General features: G+C 39.4%; 18 protein-coding genes. 16 read left to right on the top strand and 2 right to left on the bottom strand.

The annotated features are described in order from the left end of the window. The first annotated feature begins 5 nt into the window (after window positions 1-5). From O3798_RS00315 to O3798_RS00275, 9 genes are all read left to right on the top strand, one after another. Complete coding sequence (locus O3798_RS00315; protein WP_371462417.1) at window positions 6-392, top strand: RidA family protein; 387 nt, start codon at window positions 6-8, stop codon at window positions 390-392. A 113-nt stretch (window positions 393-505) separates the two neighbouring features. Continuing rightward, window positions 506-1030, top strand: coding sequence for a hypothetical protein (locus O3798_RS00310; protein ID WP_285252188.1), 525 nt, complete (start codon window positions 506-508; stop codon window positions 1028-1030). 43 nt (window positions 1031-1073) lie between these two features. Beyond that, window positions 1074-1586 (top strand): hypothetical protein, encoded by a 513-nt coding sequence (locus O3798_RS00305; RefSeq protein WP_371462412.1) that lies wholly within the window; start codon window positions 1074-1076, stop codon window positions 1584-1586. A 13-nt stretch (window positions 1587-1599) separates the two neighbouring features. Next, window positions 1600-2055: a hypothetical protein gene (locus O3798_RS00300; RefSeq protein WP_371462406.1), complete on the top strand. Its 456-nt coding sequence runs from the start codon at window positions 1600-1602 to the stop codon at window positions 2053-2055. A 14-nt stretch (window positions 2056-2069) separates the two neighbouring features. Beyond that, window positions 2070-2519 (top strand): hypothetical protein, encoded by a 450-nt coding sequence (locus O3798_RS00295; protein ID WP_371462404.1) that lies wholly within the window; start codon window positions 2070-2072, stop codon window positions 2517-2519. A 72-nt stretch (window positions 2520-2591) separates the two neighbouring features. After that, window positions 2592-2945, top strand: a complete 354-nt coding sequence (locus O3798_RS00290; protein WP_371462402.1) for a hypothetical protein — start codon at window positions 2592-2594, stop codon at window positions 2943-2945. Between the two features lie 71 nt (window positions 2946-3016). Then, a complete protein-coding gene (locus tag O3798_RS00285; protein WP_048711055.1) occupies window positions 3017-3466 on the top strand; it encodes a hypothetical protein in 450 nt (149 codons plus the stop codon). A 57-nt stretch (window positions 3467-3523) separates the two neighbouring features. Beyond that, window positions 3524-3973, top strand: a complete 450-nt coding sequence (locus tag O3798_RS00280; RefSeq protein WP_048711054.1) for a hypothetical protein — start codon at window positions 3524-3526, stop codon at window positions 3971-3973. 88 nt (window positions 3974-4061) lie between these two features. Further along, a complete protein-coding gene (locus tag O3798_RS00275) occupies window positions 4062-5315 on the top strand; it encodes an NAD(P)/FAD-dependent oxidoreductase (protein ID WP_048711053.1) in 1254 nt (417 codons plus the stop codon). Window positions 5316-5600: 285 nt separating this feature from the next. Here O3798_RS00275 and O3798_RS00270 read toward each other — a convergent pair whose 3' ends face one another. After that, window positions 5601-5960: a hypothetical protein gene (locus O3798_RS00270; RefSeq protein ID WP_048711052.1), complete on the bottom strand. Its 360-nt coding sequence runs from the start codon at window positions 5958-5960 to the stop codon at window positions 5601-5603. A gap of 146 nt (window positions 5961-6106) precedes the next feature. Between O3798_RS00270 and O3798_RS00265 the strand changes: the two genes are divergently transcribed. The 4 genes from O3798_RS00265 to O3798_RS00250 all read left to right on the top strand — a co-directional run bounded on the left by O3798_RS00265 (window position 6107) and on the right by O3798_RS00250 (window position 10084). Next, on the top strand, window positions 6107-6817 hold the full coding sequence (locus O3798_RS00265; RefSeq protein ID WP_371462400.1) for a hypothetical protein: 711 nt from the start codon (window positions 6107-6109) through the stop codon (window positions 6815-6817). A 23-nt stretch (window positions 6818-6840) separates the two neighbouring features. Beyond that, window positions 6841-7596, top strand: a complete 756-nt coding sequence (locus O3798_RS00260; protein WP_371462398.1) for a DUF4336 domain-containing protein — start codon at window positions 6841-6843, stop codon at window positions 7594-7596. 152 nt (window positions 7597-7748) lie between these two features. Beyond that, a complete protein-coding gene (locus O3798_RS00255) occupies window positions 7749-8027 on the top strand; it encodes a DUF6110 family protein (protein ID WP_048711049.1) in 279 nt (92 codons plus the stop codon). A 212-nt stretch (window positions 8028-8239) separates the two neighbouring features. Continuing rightward, a complete protein-coding gene (locus O3798_RS00250; RefSeq protein WP_371462396.1) occupies window positions 8240-10084 on the top strand; it encodes a heavy metal translocating P-type ATPase in 1845 nt (614 codons plus the stop codon). A 497-nt stretch (window positions 10085-10581) separates the two neighbouring features. On the opposite strand, the gene O3798_RS00245 is transcribed toward O3798_RS00250, so the two are convergent. Continuing rightward, window positions 10582-11343 (bottom strand): D-alanyl-D-alanine carboxypeptidase family protein, encoded by a 762-nt coding sequence (locus O3798_RS00245; RefSeq protein ID WP_371462394.1) that lies wholly within the window; start codon window positions 11341-11343, stop codon window positions 10582-10584. A gap of 201 nt (window positions 11344-11544) precedes the next feature. Here O3798_RS00245 and guaB point away from each other — a divergent pair, with 201 nt between their 5' ends. From guaB to O3798_RS00230, 3 genes are all read left to right on the top strand, one after another. Continuing rightward, the gene (guaB, locus tag O3798_RS00240) at window positions 11545-13023 is read left to right on the top strand and encodes an IMP dehydrogenase (protein WP_371462392.1); all 1479 of its coding nucleotides are present in this window, start codon (window positions 11545-11547) and stop codon (window positions 13021-13023) included. A gap of 893 nt (window positions 13024-13916) precedes the next feature. Then, on the top strand, window positions 13917-15725 hold the full coding sequence (glmS, locus tag O3798_RS00235) for a glutamine--fructose-6-phosphate transaminase (isomerizing) (RefSeq protein ID WP_371462390.1): 1809 nt from the start codon (window positions 13917-13919) through the stop codon (window positions 15723-15725). Window positions 15726-16178: 453 nt separating this feature from the next. After that, window positions 16179-18068: an N-acetylmuramoyl-L-alanine amidase family protein gene (locus O3798_RS00230; RefSeq protein WP_371462388.1), complete on the top strand. Its 1890-nt coding sequence runs from the start codon at window positions 16179-16181 to the stop codon at window positions 18066-18068. Window positions 18069-18285: the final 217 nt, after the last annotated feature.

The following is an 18285-nucleotide window of genomic DNA, read 5'->3' as shown; positions in this document are numbered from 1 at the left end:
TTTCCATGACAAAGAAAGTAATTCAAACAGAAGAGGCTCCAAAAGCAATCGGGCCTTACTCACAAGGAGTAGCCTACACAGGAGAAACGATTGTCGTGTCTGGACAGTTGCCAATCGTTCCTGAAACAGGGGAGTTTGCAGGAAGTGATATTGCAAGCCAAACCCATCAATCATTGAAAAATATCCGTGCGATTTTAGAAAGTGCAGGGGTTGGAATGGATGCAGTCGTGTCGACAACCGTGCTACTAGCGGACATCAACGACTTTGCGAACATGAATGAAGTATATGGAGAGTATTTTGCTTCTCCTTATCCAGCGCGTATGGCGTTCCAAGCAGCAGCCTTACCAAAGAATGCCCTTGTGGAAATCCAAGCGATTGCTGTAAAAAGATAAATGAATTGAGCACTTGCGTCATCTGGCGCAGGTGTTTTTTGTTGGTGGTTTTCTTCTACACTGCGAGCGGTTGTGATAAAATAAGGGAAATAAGAAGAAAAGAGGCGATATGAGTGCAGGCTGTAGAACAACCAAAAAAATCAAAACTATGGGCGCTGTTAAGCGGAATACTAGGAATTAGTTGGGGACTACTATTCGTAGTGGTACCGTTCTGTTTTCTACCTCAAACTTTCTGGGGAGTAATGTTTATTTTATTCTTTTCATTTACACCTAATGTCAAAGAATTTGCGGAAGTCCTTCAAGGAGCATACACTGCATTAGCCATCATTTCGATTGTTGTTTGGATACTGCTAATCATTTCTATCTATGCAAAACGCTATTATCGAGGCGACCGTCTGGTTCCTCGCTGGATTTCGACTCTGCTTGTTGTTGCTAGCATCCTTGGAGTCGTTTCAACCCTTCCTTATAATCTAGTAGCAGTACCATTTCTTAGAAATACCATTTATCAACTGCAGATAACAGGGGTGTTAAAACTTCCAGTATTCTTTATGTTTACGGGGTCAGCCATTTTATCGGTTATTTCAGGAATCGGCTATCTCATTTCGTTAAAGAATTTTCGGAAAAAGAGACATGAGTAGTTGTGATAAAATAAGGGAAACAAGAAGAAAAGAGGCGTTGTGAGTGCAGGCTGTAGAACAACCAAAAAAATCAAAACTATGGGCGCTATTAAGCGGAATACTAGGAATTGTATGGGGTGGACTCATCTTTGTGGCGCCGTCTTATATCTTGCCGAATATTTTTTCGATTGTCATTTTTAGTATTGTTTTTCCATTTACCGCACCCTCAGAAGAAACCCTTCAGATTCTGCACCAAACGCAGATGATGTTTATTTATCTCGTTGTGTTTATTTGGGTGATGTTTATTGTCGCTAGAATTAGTCATCGCTATTATAAAAAGACGGGCGAAATTCCGTATTGGATTACAAAAATCTTTTTACTGGCAGCCAGTTTAGGAGTTATTGCGACGCTGCCGGTTCTCGTTTCCTATATTCCAGGATTAACAGGTATCAATGATGTAACACTTCAAATCGGTGGAATGGGATCCGTTCTCATTATCACGGGCGGAGTTTCTGGACTATTGGGGTTAATTTCTGGAGCTGGATATTTAATTTCGTTAAATCGATTTGACAGTTAGAGGAGATGAGTAGATGAAAGATAAAAGATGGGCCAAAATTAGTGCGTTCGTGGGGATTCTAGGTGGCCCTTTAGCGCTCTTTTTCGCATTGGTGTTATTGGCGGCCGGAATCGGCGCCAGTCGTGATGGAGCGATGGTGGCCCTTGCGTTATTAGTGACGACATTTGTAATTATTTTTTTCGTAGCGTTGAAAAGTGCGCACTATTATAAAGAGGATGAACGTGTGAATCAGGTGGGTGCCAATTTATTTGTGGCCTCAAGCGGAGTAGGGTTCGTTGTCACCTTACTGCTTGCTTTGGTAAATATTCCAATGTTTAGCGGACTCGTTGATTGGATAATGGACGCGTTATTCGACGGAAGTGAGGGCTTTGAACGTGTACTTGGTCTAATGTTTCTATCATCGATTTTATCCGTGGTCTGGGGCATTTATTATGCGATTTGTCTAAGGAAATTTAAAGAGTTGGACTAAGAAAGAGGTGTAAGATGGAAGATTTAACATGGGCGGTACGATGTGCTAATGTCGGCATTAAGGGAGGAGCGCTTTTGCTAGTGGCTACTGTAGTACTATTTGCTGCAGGGCTCGGAGCAGATGGGTTCCTATTTACGATAGCAGCCCTATTGATAGTGGCTACTTATGTGACCATCTTCGTCGTCTCTCTTAAAAGTGCTATTTATTATAAAGGAGATTCCCGAGTTAAGAAGTGGGCCTCGAACTTATTTTTACTGGCAGGGATTATAGGCTGTGTTCCAATCGTTATCGTGATTCTTAGTAAAGTTCTGTTCTTAGATCAAGCCTTGCTTCAATTCTTTGATGTGATTGAGGAAGAAGTGGATATTTTTCTAATTCTCTTTCCACCTATCGTAGTCGTTGGGGTTCTGTCGATTATTAGTGGGCTCGGATACGCTTCTTGCTTGAAGAACTTTAAAGAATAATGGTTTGGAAAGGCTCATTTGGTGGGGTTTATTAAGGGATTTGAGAACTGAAGACTTAAAGGAGACAAGAATATGAAAAGTAAAAAATGGGCTAAAATCAGTGCGTTTGTAGGGGTTCTAGGCGGAATATTTTTAACAGTATCTCCGCTGATTTTGTTTATCGTAAGGAATGAGCAGTTGGCTAAAATTATCAGTATTCTAGTAATTTGTACGTGGGCGACTATTTTCTATGTAGCCATAAGAGCTAAAATTTACTATAAGAAAGATAAACGAGTCGCGAAGTCGGTTACTGATTGGTTTTTGTTAGCGGGAATTCTAGGGGTGATTCCAATTTTTATCTATTCCCCACTAATGTTTATTGTTGGAATTTTGTCAATTTCTGGAGGTGCTGGGTACGCTAGCTGTATTCAAGATTTAGAAGATTAGTCCGGAACGAAGCTTATTCTATGCTTTTGATCAGGAATTTTGAGGACTAAAAACTTAAAGGAGAAGAAAATATGCAAAGTAAAAAATGGGCAATCTGGAGTGCGTATGTGGGCATTATTGGAGGGGCATTTTTAATGGTGTCTCCCTTGGTATTACTCGCTGCAGGAATCGGAGCAAACGGATCGGCGATGGGTTTCATAGCAATTCTAATGCTGTGTACGTATGTGGCGATTTTCTGTGTGGCTTTGAAGAGTAAACTTTACTATAAAGGAGATGACAGAGTTTCTACATTCGTAGCTAATACGTTTGTCTTATCAGGGGCTATCGGCTGTACTCCAATCTTCATTTTTATTGTAGGCCGTATTCCCTTCTTAAATGACTTATTATATTGGTTGTTTAGTGCTATTCCTGCTGTACAGGATGCCTTCTCTCTCTTATTTCTATTGTTAGTATTTGTCGCCCTTCTATCGATTTTGAGCGGCATTGGGTATGCGGTCTGCTTGAAAAACTTTAAAGAGTAACGGTGCAATATAGGATATAGAAAATTCGGTAAACCGATTAAAAGGGGATTGTATTTGATGAAAGATAAAAAATGGGCAATGATTAGTGCTTTGGTAGGGTTTATTGGTGGTGGTTTTTCAGTCCTATCACCATTTCTGTTAACTTTTGCGGCAATTGCGAAAAGTGATTCGATACAGAATACCGTTCAATATGGTATGTGGATATTGAATCCTCTCGTATTCATTGTCGCTATAAAAAGTGCGCTCTACTATAAAGATGACGAACGAGTTCCTAACAAAGTCTCAAACTTATTTGTTTTAGCAGGGGCAGTGCTGCTTATTCCGGTAGTACTCACACTTCTAGCAACAGTTCCAGGTTTAGAGGCCATCAACGCAGTCGTTATAAATATCATCAGTAGTTTCAGTAGAGGCTTAGAATTGTATTTTGGCCCGTTGCTTATGGGTGGATGTTTGTCGGTTCTTTCAGGCGTTTCTTACTTCCTATGCGCGAAAAACTTTAAAGAGTGATAGATAACTTTAAGCTTAGAGAGTTTCTCTAGGCTTTTTTATTTTGCATGCTTTATAATGGTTTGGACAAAGAAAATTGGAGGCAAGTATGAAAGTTATTGTTATTGGTGGAGGAACGAGCGGATTGATGGCATCAGTCAGTGCGGCGATGCATGGGGCTGAAGTTGTATTGCTTGAGAAGAATCCAACACTTGGAAAGAAATTATTACACACGGGTGGAACGCGTTGTAATGTGACGAACCGTCGTACCCCAGAAGAAATCGTGAAGCACATTCCGGGGAATGGACGCTTCTTATATAGTGCCTTTTCGCAATTTGATAATCAGGATATTATTCAGTTCTTCGAGAGTCGCGGCGTGCGATTAAAGGAAGAGGATCACGGGCGTATGTTCCCAGTGACGGATTCGGCAAAGACGATTCTAGAGACGTTTATTCAGGAGATTAAGAAATTAGGCGTGCAAGTGCGTACGAATGTGAAAGTGAAGACGATTCGTTTGAGCGATGGAGCCGTGCGAGTAGTGGAGCTGGATAATGGCGAGCAACTCGAAACTGATGCGGTTATCTTGGCGACGGGTGGGAAATCTTATCCGAAGACGGGGTCGACAGGAGACGGGTATGGTATCGCGAAAGTAGCTGGCCATACGATTACACCGCTCTTTGCCACAGAAGTTCCGCTAACGAGTGGCGAGGAGTTCATCAAGAAGGGCGAGCTTCGTGCGTTGTCGCTTCGCAATGTGGCGCTTAGTGTCTTAAACGGTAAAGGGAAGCCTGTTGTGACGCATCAGATGGATATGATTTTCACGCATTTTGGGGTGAGCGGTCCTGCTGTCTTACGTTGTTCAAGCTTCGTGCATCAAGTGCAGGAGAAAGAAGGCAAGAAGGACGTCGTGATGAGTCTGAATGCTTTGCCTGACATGAGCGACGCCGAACTCGATGCACAGTTTCGTTCGTTTGTGGAGGATGCACCTCTAAAATCCATTAAAAATCACTTAAAAGGGTTACTTCCTGAACGATATGTAGAATTTTTACTAGAAAAAGTGGGGATTAGCGACCAAACGGCGGTCAATCGTCTAAGCGACGCCAACTGGGCACAGATTAAAGAAGCCCTTACGAATTTCCGCTTTACCGTCAATGGCTCATTGCCGATTGAGAAGGGATTTGTGACAGGTGGAGGCGTTCATTTGAAAGAAGTGAACCCGAAAACTTTAGAGTCGAAATTAACCCAAGGATTGTATTTCTGCGGAGAGCTGTTAGACATCCACGGGTACACTGGTGGGTACAATATCACCGCAGCTTTTGTAACGGGTTACGTTGCCGGTATGCATGCATCTTTGGGGTATTAAATTTCTAGAAAATTGGGATTAAACGTCACAATTTCTTCATAAAACTTGGTTATAGTAATTGTATTCCCAAATAAGAATTATTTACTCCCAAGTAAATAAAACTCTATCCTTTTTTCCTCTCGTTTCTGACGGGAGGTTTTTTGTTGTGTAAAATAAAAAAAGCAGTCCGAAGACCGCTTTATCAAAGTGAACATTGGTGGAGTGACCTTTCCACATCTCTTTCAGACCACAAGGGTGCGATAGCTGCCTGTTCTATCCTCAATGTTCTTTGTAAATATATTATACTTAAAACTTTTTAATTCGTCCACTATTCAAATAGTTTTGCAGTTTATTATCGGTAATAACGTACATTGTTCTTACGTCTAGATATTTATCTAATTTAACAGCTAACAGAACATTTTCGTTTGTCACTTTAATGAACTGAATTGATTGACCATCTGGGTGTAAACCAACGTAGTTAGGCTCGTTAATAACCAGATGTATTTCATTAAAACTCTTTTCAAAATCCAAAAATTCTCTCTTATGTTTTTTCATATGCTTTTTCCGCTTAGAAGAAAGAAAAATTTCTTTTCCTTCCAAATCAGGATCGAGATTTAAAAGGTTTATAATTTTATCGTTTAATATTCCTACTACTTTTTCGCTCATTATATTTTACCTGTGCTGCTGAATTAAAAATACCTGTTCAATATAAAATATGAAATTTTATTAAGAAAGGACTTTTTATAAAAAGTAACTGAACACACCGTGAATTTATGCTACAATAGGCCTATTGACAGTGTGAGGAGTTTGTGATGGCAGAGAAGAAATTAATGGAGAAGGTTGTACGAAAAGTACTACACTCATTTCCAAAAGTGAATATGCCGGACCCGTTTGTCCCTTATCCGATTCCGTATCCGCCGCTTGCCAAGAGTCGTTTCGAGATTTTCGTGCATGTGGCTGAGCGTGGCAATGGTCCGCTGGGGCACGTGGATTTATGTATCGATGGCTACGTCTATTCTTATGGGAACTATGATGAGCGCGACTTGAAGCTCGGGGGCTGGATTGCTGAAGGTGTTCTGATTAAGGCACCGCGCGAGGAGTATATGCTCTTTTGTAAAAACCACTACCAAAAAGCGTTGCATATTTATACGATTGATGTGACGGATGAGCAGATGGATAAGATTCATGCGTATTTGGCGAAGATATTAGAGCCGACGACGCTGTGGCAACCAACGAGCGAGGCGGTGTACTATAATCCGACCTTTGACCGCTTTGAGGAAATGTACGTGTACTTTATGGCGCAACAGATGGATACCGTGTTCTATAAATTCAATCGTTCAAAATTCATGACGTATAACGGTTGGACGAGAAACTGCGTCAGTTTCGCGGATCATGTGGCAAAAGTGCTGCATGAGAGAGCGTTGCGTGCCAAAAATATGGTCTTCCCTGCGCAATACCATAAACGTCTCCAAAAACTCCTAAAGAAAAACTCCCCGCTGATTACGAATTATGAAGTGTATTAGTCTATAAAAATTGGTGGATTTATATGAAATGTTCAGTGAAACTATACGAGCCATTGTATACGTTGAAGGCTATCGATGAGGATATCTGGATTGTTGATGGTGAAATTGTTGAGATGAATTTTAAAATTACTCAAGTGCCTTTTAGCACTCGAATGACAGTGGTGCGATTGGAAAATAATGACTTATGGATTCATTCTCCTATTCATTTAACACCGCAGTTGCGAAGTGAAATTGATGAGCTAGGTCATGTGAAGCATATAGTTGCTCCAAATAAATTGCATTACGTATATATGGAAGAGTGGAGTCAAGCCTATCCGGATGCGAAACTTTGGGCGACAAAAGGATTGGAGAAAATTTTTGACAACTCTCCATATATCCAAAGTTATACAATCTTAGATAAAACAATCGACATTAGTTGGCTAGATGAAATTGATTATCTTCCGTTTGAAGGAAGTGCCGTTATAGAAGAGTCAGTATTTTTCCACAAAAAGAGTAAAACGTTAATTCTAACGGACTTAATTGAGAATATTGAAGTTGGAGAAGAGTGTTCATGTTTGCATCGTTTCTTGTTTAAAATCGGGGATAATACATATCCAAAAGGGCATACTCCAAGAGATTTAAGAATGACATTCTTTTTTAATAAGGAAACAGCTCAAAAGTGTTATCAACAAATAAAAGCGTGGAATCCTGTCAATGTTCTATTTGCACATGGAAAATGTTTTATTGGAAATGCTGAGGAAAAATTACCACAGGCATTCTTTTGGTTAGAGAAAAAATAAGCTACCTTGTAGAAAAACAAGGTAGTTTTTAGTTTGAAAGCGAAAGAGACCAACAGAATCTTAAATTTTTCATTATTGAAATTCGGAGTTTAAATCTGTATACTATAATAAGAATTGAATAATTCTAATTAGAAAAAATGGAGGTAATCATAATGATTAAAGAACTTATTAGTTTAGGAAAATTTGCTAAAAAATCAAGTGTATTTGCGGGAGGAGTTTTATTTGGATCGTTAGGATTAAAACTATTAGCGAGCAAAGACGCAAAGCATGTATATGCTAAAGCGGTCGCTACTTCTTATAAATTAAAAGATGGTATTGACGCAACTGTTTCTACTGTAAAACAACATGCAGATGATGTCTTAGAAGAAGCAAAAGACTTATATGCTGAAGAAAAAAGTGCAGAATTAGTAGTAGAAACTAGTGAAAAATAATGAAGTTTATTATTAAACATCAATCAAACTCTAGAGTACGTTTAGAACTCCCTTTTACATGTCCGCATTCAGTCCAAATGTATTTAGAGGAACTAGCTTGCACAGTCCCAGGTATTGAAAAACTGCACTTTTATAAAGATTTAAAACATGTAGGAGTTTATTTTACTCAAGGGAAAGTTCAACAAGTTCAAAGGTTTTTATCTTTGATTCAAATGGAGAACGTAATTGAAAAACAAAAAGAAGTCCAGTGGCTAGTCGCTTCTTCACCATATGATATTATTTCAACGCATCTCTATAGAAGAATGCTTTCAAAAGTCCTTCTTCCAACACCTATTCGTATGGGATGGATACTTATGAAAATGGTGAAGTTTGGAAAGGCTGCTTTCCAATCAATTTGTGAGAAAAAACTTTCTATGAGTTTACTCGATTTTGTGGCGATATCAACTTCTGTGGCGATGGGAGACCATAAAACAGCTGATATGATTATGTTCCTATTAAATTTAGGGGATGATTTAGATGCTTGGTCTCAAAAGAAATCGATTGAAGAGCTCGAAAAAAACTTAACAAATAATATTTATGAAATATGGATTGAAAAAGAAGGCGAGCGCTTCAAAAAAATGAGCAATCATGTTGAAGTAGGAGATGTTTTCGTTGCTACGGAAGGTCAAGAAATTTACTTTGACGGAAGAGTTGTCAATGGAAGAGGCTACTTAAATGAAAGTTCATTAACAGGTGAGTCTTTCCCTGTCTCTAAGAAGATTGGGGATATGGTCTACGCTAATACAGTTGTAGAGCATGGCGAGCTACTAGTAGAAGTGACGAATAAGCAACAAAACTTACGCTTGCAGCAAATTGTTCAGCTGATTAAATCGAGTGAATTTCATCAATCGAAACAGCAAAAGCAATTAATGGAAAAAGCTGACGGATTAGTGAAATATAATTTCATCGGGATGGCGCTGACTTATTTATTCACACGCTCAGTCTCTAAAGCACTCACTTTCCTATTAGTGGATTATTCATGTGCGTTAAAATTATCTTCACCAGCAACTTATTTAACAGCCATTAAAGCAGCTTCTAATCAGGGGATTGTCATTAAAGGATCTAATTCTTTAGATGAATATGCACAAGTTGATACTTTTGTTTTTGATAAAACGGGGACATTGACAACTGGAGTTCCAAAAATTCAACGAATTATTGCGTATGAAGGATATGATGATGAGGAAGTTTTACGAATTGCAGCTTGTTTGGAGGAACATATTTACCACCCGATTGCGACGGCTGTTGTTAAGAAGGCAGAAGATGAGGGGATTGAACATGAGGAAATGCATGGGAAATTAACTCACGTAGCTTCAAAAGGAATCGTATCATCGATTGATGGAAAAAGAGTCGTCATCGGAAGTTTGGAATTATTAGAAGATGAGAAGACGACTATTTCCAATGAGCAAAAAGCGGTGATTGAAGAATATAGTCAAAAATACAACTTACTTTATTTAAGTTATGACGGAAAATTAATTGCGATTTTCCTTATTGATACTCCGTTAAGAGGAGAAGCGATTGCATTATTGAAAGAGTTAAAAGAAAAAGGAAAACAGATTGTACTTCTTACAGGGGATACACAAAAACGTACAGAAACAATTTGCTCGCTGATTCCATTTGACAGAGTTTATACACAAGTGAAGCCCGAAGAAAAGCATCAAGTAATTGAGCAGCTTCAAGAAGAAGGTCATCATGTTTTGATGATTGGAGACGGAATTAATGATTCTGCTGCACTCTCTCTTGCAAATGTAGGTATTGTTATGGCAGGTGCTTCAGATATTGCTCGTCAAGCCAGCGACATCTTATTCTTAAATGAACAATTAACGGGATTAGAGGTTTTGGAAAATATAACCGAACAACTGAATCGCCAATTAGATGCCAATTTAAAACATACAGTAGGTATTAATTCGTTCTTAATGGGATTAGGTTTGATTGATATTGTTTCTCCTAGTCTATTAGCGGTATTACATAATGTGACCACAACGTTCATTATCGGTAAGAGTTTGACGTATATTCAATAATAAAATAAAAAGCAAGGTGAATTCACCTTGCATTTTATTTTTGTGTCAGCTGATTACAAATTATGAAGTGTATTAAAGGAAGCTACCTTGAAATTTTTCAAGGTAGCTTATAATTTTGTAGTTATTCCATGTAGTTGAACTCGAAAAGGCATAGGCTTAAGCTTTTCGGGTTTAGAGTTAAAACTGCAAATAATTTGTACTGTATTGTCTTATTTTATTAACTTATATTCCAATGTAATTTGCAATGCCCACACCCAAATCCTTCGCACTGTGAAGGATTTTGCACGACTCGTGCCGAGTCCTTTGCGTTGTTCCAGTCCAACGTTCCATTTCTGAGCGCGATGCCTCATATCCTATAGTTGAGTTCGCCTTCGCAGAAATCCAAAACTTCGCACTGTGAAGTTTTGCTTCCCAAACCATACGCACATCGTTTTTTTACGATGCTTGCGTTGGTTTGGTCCAGTGATCGATTTCTAACCGCGAAGTCTCACATCCTGCTATTCATACCCTCCACCAGCAACTCCAAAGTACTCTTCCAAGCTTAAGCCGGATTGGTAAATGGCAGTGGCTTTGTCACCGACGTAGCGCAAGTGCCATGCTTCGGGTTGGTAACCTGTGATGGCTTCCTTGCCTGGTTGGAATCGAACAATGAAGCCGTACTCGTGGGCATGCGTATGAAGCCAGTGGATGGCGTCGCTGTATTCTGGGCCGTCGAGTAAGTTTCCGTGGGAGTCGAGGATATCGAAGGCGAGTCCTGTTTGGTGTTCGCTATATCCAGGGCGGGCAGAGTACGTGTCTGCGGCCGCTTGTCCTTCACGGTCTACATAGTCATTATAGAGTTTGGTTTGATAGTCGTAGGAACGATATCCGCTGTACGAGTCACTAATTGGATAGCCGAGTTCTTGCATGCGGTGGATTAATGCGCGGACTTGTTGTCCAGCCGTTGGGTCTTCTCCGGGCGCGTACGTCGACGGTAGTGCGTGTTTTTTATTAACGATGATGTCATATCCAAGGGAAAGGTCTGCGTTGCCACTTGCAGCCTGCGCTTGCGTAGTGGCTTCAGTTGCAGTAGTCGCTTCAGAAGAAGCCTCTGTACTTTGAACCATTGTTGTTGTTGTACTTGTTGTCGTGCTCGTTGTTTCTACAGTAGTCGCCTTTGAACTCGTGGTCGTTTCAGCGGGAGTGTTCTTGCTCGAACAGCCAAGGAGAATGAAGCTTAGTGCAACTGTTGGTAAGAGTTGTTTTTTCACAGAAATCATCCTTTCTTTTTTCACTATAAGTGTAGCATAATTCCGAAGGCTTGGGCGGTATTTTTGTGAAAAATTAAACTCTCATTAAAAAACGAACAATTAAAGATGAAACTTCCATGAATTAACAGGTTTTTCTATACAAAAGCTTGCTTTTTCTTTTAAAAGTGGTATATTATTCGGTAATAAATTCAATCACTGGAGGTTTGTGCTATGTCAAAATGGGAAACAAAATTTCAAAAAGAAGGATACACGTTCGATGATGTTTTACTAATTCCAGCGGAGAGTCATGTCTTGCCAAATGACGTGGATTTACGCGTGCAATTAGCTAAAAACATTCGTCTCAATATTCCTTTAATGAGTGCAAGTATGGATACCGTTACTGATTCAACAATGGCGATTGCGATTGCGCGTCAAGGTGGATTAGGCGTCATTCATAAAAACATGTCTATTGCAGAACAAGCAGAAGAAGTTCATAAAGTAAAACGTTCAGAAAGTGGCGTTATCATCAATCCATTTTTCTTAACACCTTCCCATAAAGTACAAGATGCCGAAGACCTCATGGCAAAATACCGTATTAGCGGTGTCCCAATCGTAGACGACTTAGAAACACGTTACCTCGTTGGGATTTTGACAAACCGTGACTTACGTTTCATCTCAGATTATTCGATTTCCATTGACGAAGTGATGACAAAAGAAGACCTCGTAACAGCTCCAGTTGGAACTTCCCTCAAAGATGCCGAAGCGATTCTTCAAAAACATAAAATCGAAAAACTTCCTTTAGTAGACGACAAAGGCTGCCTCGCTGGTTTGATTACGATTAAAGACATCGAGAAAGTGATTGAATTCCCGAATGCCGCTAAAGACGAACACGGACGTTTACTCGTGGCCGCAGCGGTTGGTATTACTTCAGATACATTCGAACGTGCAAAAGCATTGCTAGACGCAGGTGCGGACGCCATCGTGATCGACACTGCGCATGGTCATAGTGCCGGCGTAATCCGCAAAATTAAAGAAATTCGCGAAACATTCCCAGATGCAACATTGATTGCCGGAAACGTAGCGACAGGGGAAGGAACACGTGCCTTATTCGAAGTAGGCGTGGACGTTGTAAAAGTCGGAATCGGGCCAGGTTCTATCTGTACAACTCGTGTCGTTGCCGGTGTAGGTGTTCCGCAAATCACAGCGATTTACGATGCCGCAACGGTGGCGAAAGAATTTGGCAAAGCGATCATCGCAGACGGTGGGATTAAGTACTCAGGAGATATCGCCAAAGCTATCGCAGCGGGTGGACATGTGGTCATGTTAGGAAGCATGCTTGCCGGGACAGATGAATCTCCAGGTGAATTCGAAATCTTCCAAGGACGTCGCTTCAAGACATACCGCGGAATGGGAAGCTTAGCAGCGATGGAAAATGGTTCAGGCGACCGTTACTTCCAAGCGAAAAACGAAGCCAACAAACGCGTGCCAGAAGGAATCGAAGGGCGTGTAGCTTACAAAGGTTCTGCCGCGGATATTATCTTCCAAATGGTCGGAGGTTTGCGCTCTGGTATGGGGTATGTGGGGGCGCATAATTTAGAAGAGCTTCGCGAGAATACACAGTTTGTGCGTATGAGTGGTGCGGGGCTAAGAGAAAGCCATCCGCATGATGTTCAGATTACTAAAGAAGCACCAAACTATTCAATATCATAAAAAAACAAAAGCTATTAACCGAAGGTTTTTGGATATCTTCATAATAGCGATAATAGCTGTACCGGACTGAGCCTGTAGTCTCAGTTCCTCTCGACTCTCAAACTGCCTCTAGGGAATTAAATTCCCAGAGGCAGTAATTCGTTTCGAGTACACTCGCTATTATTGCTATTATAGAATCCAAAACCAGGTTAATAGCTTTTTTGAATTGAATAGTTAAGCCGAGAAGGAAAGGAACATCATGTGAGCCTTTCACCACTCACGACGAACTGGTATTCTCTTTGAGAGGCAGGGAGGGGAAAGGACAGCCAATCGCCTTTAATCGCTGGTTTTGAATTGAATAGTTAAGCCGGGAAGGGAAAGAACAGCATGTGAGCCTTTCACCACTTACGACGAAGTGGTAGTCTTTTTTTGAATGCGGGGAGAGGATAGAATAGAGTGTGTGCTGGATGATAAATATACAAAAGTTTCGGAATGGGGACGGAGTTGTACTATTGAAGTGTTAGAAAGTGGTACCTACTGAATGGATGTCTATAAATGCAATAAGGGTGCGGTTTTATGAGGGGTAGGGTTAAGGTTTGGTTTGGAAAAGGTTAGGAAAAAGGAAAATTAGTTGTTTTTTTGGGTGGTCATCGGTTATGATATACATGTTTCTGAAAATTTATGAAAGCTTTGAAAGGAAGCGACAAGGATAGCGCCAGGCCTGTTTGAAAAACAGGTGACGAGGAATGAGTTTATCGAAACACTCGGCGGATGACTCAAGGCAGTGCAGTCTACAGTTTCATACAAACCATTTTTGCAAGGAAATGACAAAATTGAAACAGCACCAGAAACATAATTAAAATTACAATAAGAAGAGGACTGAAAAGGACCTCTGATAAAAGGAGTTAAAAATTATGTGCGGAATCGTAGGATGTATTGGACACGGAAAAATCCAAACAGTAGTATTAAACGGATTAGAAAAACTTGAGTATCGTGGATATGACTCAGCAGGATTATTTATTATGGACGAAGATGGATCAACACAATTAGTGAAACGTGTTGGACGTATTCAAAATCTTCGTGATGCAGTGGATGAAGAAATTCCAGCATTTGCAGGGATTGGGCATACTCGTTGGGCAACACACGGACCAGCAACTGAAAACAACGCTCACCCTCACCAATCACAATCAGGTCGTTTCACATTAGTGCACAACGGCGTAATTGAAAACTATGACGAATTGAAAAAAGAATTCTTAAGTGACGTTGATTTCAAATCTCAAACAGATACAGAAGTTGCCGTAAACTTAGTAGAATACTTTGCCAATAAAGAAAACTTATCAGGGAAAGAAGCGTTCCGTCGCGCATTGAAAGAAATCCGCGGATCATTTGCTTTCGGTTTATTAGACAGCGAAAAACCAGGCGTTCTTTACGCAGCAAAACATAAGAGCCCATTATTAGTAGGGGTTGGCGAAGGCTTCAACGTGATCTGTTCAGACGCAATGGCAACAATCGCTGAAACAGACCGTTACATCGAAATTAAAGATGAAGAGTTAATCACATTAACTGCAGACTCTGTAGAAATTGAAACAATTGATGGCAAACCAGTAGAACGTGCACCATTTATCGCAGAATTAGATGCAGATGATTTAGAAAAAGGGGCTTACGCTCACTACATGCTTAAAGAAATGGATGAACAACCAGTTGTTCTTCGTAAAATCATCCAAAACTATCAAGATGAAAATGGTCAATTAACAGTTGATAAAGAAATTTTAGACAGCATTTTAGCAAGTGATCGCATTTATATCGTAGCTTGTGGAACAAGTTATAATGCAGGTTGGGTTGGTAAAGAGTTATTTGAACAATTAGCAGGAATCCCTGTAGAAGTTCATCTTGCAAGTGAATTTGCTTATCATCAACCATTATTATCACAAAAACCATTCTTCATTTTCTTATCACAAAGTGGAGAAACTGCAGACAGCCGTCAAGCGTTAGTAAAAGTAAATGAACAAAACTACCCATCATTAACAATCACAAACGTGAAAGGCTCTACATTATCTCGTGAAGCAACTTATACATTATTATTACATGCAGGTCCAGAAATTGCCGTAGCATCTACAAAAGCATACACTGCTCAAATTACTGTAATGGCAGTAGTTTCGGATGCGCTTCGTGCAGCTAAAGGGTTAGTGGCTCCATTTGATATGAAACACGAATTAGGTGTTGTGGCAGCTTCAATTGAAGGAGTATTATCTGACAAACAAGCCGTTCAAGATTTAGTCAAAGAGCGCTTATTAGAAACTCGCAATGCTTTCTACATCGGTCGTCACTTAGATTACTATGTAGCGATGGAAGCAGCGTTGAAATTAAAAGAAATCTCATACGTGCAAACTGAAAGTTTTGCCGCAGGGGAATTAAAACACGGAACAATTGCTCTTATTGAAGAAGGAACTCCAGTAATCGCATTGTTAAGTGAACCTGTTGTTGCGAGTCACACTCGTGGAAATATCCAAGAAGTGAAAGCTCGTGGCGCAGTTGTAACAACAATCGCGATGGAAGGCGTTGAGCAAGAAGGCGATGATTTCGTCGTTCCAGCGGTACCAATTTTATTAGTACCATTAGTATCCGTAGTGGTAACACAATTAATTGCGTACTACACTTCTCTAGGTAAAGGGTTAGACGTGGATAAACCGCGTAACCTTGCCAAATCAGTTACAGTGGAATAGAAAAAATGGTGGACGGCTGTCCACCATTTTTTGTTTTCGAAGGACGCAAAATCCATTTGAAAAGGAGGTAGCCCAAAGGGCTTACGAATAAACTCCAGACCGAAGGGATGTCTCTATAGTTGCTACAATAAGGGTACCGGACTGAGCCTGTAGTCTCAGTTCCTACCAAGCTTCAAACTGACTCTAGGAAATAAATTTCCAGAGTCAGTAATTCACATTGGTTGCACTCCCTTATTGTTGCTACTATGGAATCCCTTGGTCTTCCGTTTATTCTTCGCCCTTTGGACCTTATTTCAAATGGATTTTGCCAAATCTTCGAGTAAAGTAAGTAAAACAAAAATGTGAAAAGAATAACAGTTGATATTGAAAGTAAGCTGAAAATTCTGATATAATTTTTTTAACTGTAGTGGTAGAAGCGTGTGTGAAGTAGGTTAAGGAAAAAGGAGATAGAAAATGGAAGCTTTTTGGGTAATATCAGTCTTGTTAACAATAATATTTATTAGTATTTATTGGGGGAATCTAAAAACGATTCCAGAGTATTTGATATGGAAACGGAAAATGAAAGATATTCATAACCATAGCGAAGAGAGTATTAGAGAAAGCTTGAGGCAAATCTCGATAAACAGCTTTGAATTTCATGGTGAATCTATTCCCTATGGTCGAGCCCAATGGTTTGTTTCGTCAGAAAAAGCTTTTCATAAGAATTTTCAAAATGCTGAATTTGAGTATTTTGGATATTCACCAATCAAAAGTAAAAAGCTGGAAGAGTTTAAAGAATATGGTTTGTTATTAACTCAATACGGGCTTTTTGAGAAAATTCAGATAAAGGAAAGAGAAACCGCTAATGTTCAGTTCTATCCTTTTGCAACGCTGTGGAAAGTTGAAATAGATCCGGATGGAGATTTGATTTTTTATTATCCGTATGGAGTGATTAAAAAGCTTCACTCAAATAATTGTTTACATAATAGCGTTGGAGAATTTAGAAAGATAATTTCATCAGGATATACTAATGATGTGGAATTGGAAAAACTTAACAAAAGATTGATTGAAATAGGTCGTTGGAATATAACAGACAAAACAATCTCTAATGGTACAAAAATTGGATTTCTATCTTCGTTTCTTTTGACGATGAATGAATATTTTAAAAAAATCCAAATGAATTCTATTGTCAGTGCCCCACAAGGACATGGTCATGCTGCAGAGTATGCTAATAATGTAGTTGATGTGTTAAAACATCCTTTTCAAGAAGTTAAACAAGTTGGTCAAAACAACGCTCCGAACGGTGCAGATCGTATCGTCGGCAATCAAAATATACAAACAAAATATCATTTTAATGCAAGAAGTACCGTTAACTCGGCATTTGACTCAAATGCTGATGGAGGGATGTATCGTTATGAAGGGATGCAATTGGAAGTTCCTAAAGACCAGTACGATGAATGTGTAAAAATAATGCAGGAAAAAATTAGAGATGGGAAAGTACGTGGTGTTAAAAATCCTTCTGATGCAAAGAACATTATTCGAAAAGGAAATGTTACCTACGGAGAATCTAAATTAATTGCAAAAGGGGGTAATCTTACTTCTATAAAATACGATGCTATAGATGGCGCAATTCATAGTATTCCAGGGGTGACGCTTAGCTTTATAATTGTTTTTGCAAATGCAAAATGGAGTGGAAAAAGCACACAAGAAGCTGCAAAAATAGCAACTAAATCTGGAGTTAAAGTTTTGATAATAGGAACATCTATTTATACGGTCTCGCAACAAGTAAGTAAGATTTTTACAGCTAAAATTAATACGGTATTTGGGTTAAATTTTAAAGCAAATCAAGTTGCGATGAAAACAGGGACAGCTCTTACTATTATGGTAGTTGTGGGTCCTGATTTATTCAGAGTACTTTCAGGAAGGATTTCAAAGGAACAATTTTTCAAAAATATGGTAGTTGCTGGAGGTGGAATGATTGGAGGAGCCATTGCTGGATCAGCTGGAGGCCCAATCGGTGCTATGGTAGGTGCTGTTGTTGGCGGTATTGGTGTAAAGAAAATAATGGATTGCTTCATTGAAGATGACAATGTTAAAATGTTTGGTATCTTAAAAGAGGAATATATTGATTTAGTTATGGTAATGACATTATCAGAAAATGAATTTGAAGAATTACAGTGGTTGATTTTTAACGAGAAAATCGAAAAATTTTTAAAAGATATGATTCGTAAAAAAGATAGTAGAAAGTTCGCTAGAGATTTTATTGAGGGTGAAATAGAGCATTTGCTTTCTAAGAGAATGCCAATCGCTGAAAGTGAGATTTTAGAAGCAGTAGAAATTGAGAAAAATGTTTTTGCTGCCTAAAAAATAAATAAAGAGTGCAGACAAGATTACGGAAAATCATGCGGATTTTATAATCGCAGTAATAGGGGATAGCATTCGAAGTGAATTACGGACTCTTTTAGAGTCCGTTTGAATCTCGAAAGTGCTTGAGACGTAGGCTCAAGCCGGTGCCCCATTACAGCGATTATAAAAAAATCCGCAAGGATTTGAAGGAATCTTGTCTTTGTTTTCTACAGGG

This window comes from Granulicatella sp. 20925_1_45 (genome assembly GCF_041433555.1).
In the GTDB taxonomy this organism is placed as follows: Bacteria; Bacillota; Bacilli; order Lactobacillales; family Aerococcaceae; genus Granulicatella.
This window is presented reverse-complemented; position numbering and strand designations above follow the sequence as displayed.

What these genes read in the sequence shown, in the direction of transcription:
- O3798_RS00260 (WP_371462398.1), top strand. Translation starts at nt 6,841, where the DNA reads ATGAAATGTTCAGTGAAACTATACGAGCCATTGTATACGTTGAAGGCT.
- O3798_RS00230 (WP_371462388.1), top strand. Translation starts at nt 16,179, where the DNA reads ATGGAAGCTTTTTGGGTAATATCAGTCTTGTTAACAATAATATTTATT.
- O3798_RS00300 (WP_371462406.1), top strand. Translation starts at nt 1,600, where the DNA reads ATGAAAGATAAAAGATGGGCCAAAATTAGTGCGTTCGTGGGGATTCTA.
- O3798_RS00245 (WP_371462394.1), bottom strand. Translation starts at nt 11,343, where the DNA reads ATGATTTCTGTGAAAAAACAACTCTTACCAACAGTTGCACTAAGCTTC.
- guaB (WP_371462392.1), top strand. Translation starts at nt 11,545, where the DNA reads ATGTCAAAATGGGAAACAAAATTTCAAAAAGAAGGATACACGTTCGAT.
- glmS (WP_371462390.1), top strand. Translation starts at nt 13,917, where the DNA reads ATGTGCGGAATCGTAGGATGTATTGGACACGGAAAAATCCAAACAGTA.
- O3798_RS00280 (WP_048711054.1), top strand. Translation starts at nt 3,524, where the DNA reads ATGAAAGATAAAAAATGGGCAATGATTAGTGCTTTGGTAGGGTTTATT.
- O3798_RS00250 (WP_371462396.1), top strand. Translation starts at nt 8,240, where the DNA reads ATGGAGAACGTAATTGAAAAACAAAAAGAAGTCCAGTGGCTAGTCGCT.
- O3798_RS00255 (WP_048711049.1), top strand. Translation starts at nt 7,749, where the DNA reads ATGATTAAAGAACTTATTAGTTTAGGAAAATTTGCTAAAAAATCAAGT.
- O3798_RS00275 (WP_048711053.1), top strand. Translation starts at nt 4,062, where the DNA reads ATGAAAGTTATTGTTATTGGTGGAGGAACGAGCGGATTGATGGCATCA.
- O3798_RS00270 (WP_048711052.1), bottom strand. Translation starts at nt 5,960, where the DNA reads ATGAGCGAAAAAGTAGTAGGAATATTAAACGATAAAATTATAAACCTT.
- O3798_RS00265 (WP_371462400.1), top strand. Translation starts at nt 6,107, where the DNA reads ATGGCAGAGAAGAAATTAATGGAGAAGGTTGTACGAAAAGTACTACAC.
- O3798_RS00290 (WP_371462402.1), top strand. Translation starts at nt 2,592, where the DNA reads ATGAAAAGTAAAAAATGGGCTAAAATCAGTGCGTTTGTAGGGGTTCTA.
- O3798_RS00295 (WP_371462404.1), top strand. Translation starts at nt 2,070, where the DNA reads ATGGAAGATTTAACATGGGCGGTACGATGTGCTAATGTCGGCATTAAG.
- O3798_RS00285 (WP_048711055.1), top strand. Translation starts at nt 3,017, where the DNA reads ATGCAAAGTAAAAAATGGGCAATCTGGAGTGCGTATGTGGGCATTATT.
- O3798_RS00315 (WP_371462417.1), top strand. Translation starts at nt 6, where the DNA reads ATGACAAAGAAAGTAATTCAAACAGAAGAGGCTCCAAAAGCAATCGGG.